At 52.3% G+C, this 555-nt stretch carries 1 protein-coding gene; it reads right to left on the bottom strand.

Annotated elements, in window-relative coordinates:
• Positions 1-496 (bottom strand): sulfite exporter TauE/SafE family protein (locus tag A3751_RS20255; protein ID WP_068458703.1); only part of this gene is annotated, 496 nt, incomplete at its 3' end.
• Between the last annotated feature and the right edge of the window lie 59 nt (positions 497-555).

Below are 555 nucleotides of genomic sequence, written 5' to 3'. Positions count from 1 at the left end.
AATACAAAGACAGGTTGGCGCGCACATTTTTGGGGTTGCCATGTTGCATAACCAAAGCCATTGGCGGCCCGCCTATGGATGTTGTGGTCCCCATTATCCCGCTGACGAATGCGGCTGTTCCCATCCGAGCCGGGGTGTATTGAAACTGCTTGCCAAAGTAGGAGATGACAACGGCCAGTAGCACGCAGCCAGCGACAAATATTTGAAGCGTCTTTGAGTCGAGTTGCATCAACAGCCAGGCGCCAACGACGGTGCCCGGAAGGCGCGTTATAAAAGGGAGTATTAGCGCTTTTAGCTCTAAGTGAGCACGCTGGTTCCAGGTGTTTAAGATGCTGAGGAACAAGGCGCAGAGCGTGAGCGCGACGGGAACCCATAGAGGGTTGAGAATAACGATGATCGGAGCGGCGATCACGGCCATGCCAAAACCTAAAGCCGTTTGTACCCAGCAGCCGATGAACAAACTAAACGCCGCAGCGAGCCAGACCCATAATTCCATTCTAGGAGTCGAGTTCTAATAGCAGGTGATCAATTTGCTCAAAGACTTCTTTGCTTGTG

The organism is Oleiphilus sp. HI0080 (assembly GCF_001635135.1).
This window is presented reverse-complemented; position numbering and strand designations above follow the sequence as displayed.